At 67.2% G+C, this 241-nt stretch carries 1 pseudogene; it reads right to left on the bottom strand.

The annotated features are described in order from the left end of the window. Nucleotides 1-241: pseudogene (locus tag QP442_RS08570) on the bottom strand (hypothetical protein); the annotation flags it as partial.

Raw genomic sequence — 241 nt, 5'->3', positions numbered from 1 at the left:
GCGATAGCAACGGCAACACCGGCGAAAACGGAGCCCCAGGACATATTGGTAGCCCGGCCCGGGGTGTCAGCGCCTAGGAAAGTGGAGCGCCACCCTGGCTTCGCATCCTCGGCCGAGTACTGCCCGGCCGAAGCCACCCGGGCATCTACCGGACGGGCGGTAACTCGTTCACGATCCACGCGCGTGTGCGCCGTCGTGGCTTCAGGGTAATCGCGCTCGGGAGTTGCCCCTCCGGGCGTAG

It is taken from the genome of Pauljensenia sp. UMB1177 (assembly GCF_030217965.1).
Classification (GTDB): domain Bacteria; phylum Actinomycetota; class Actinomycetes; order Actinomycetales; family Actinomycetaceae; genus Pauljensenia; species Pauljensenia turicensis_A.
This window is presented reverse-complemented; position numbering and strand designations above follow the sequence as displayed.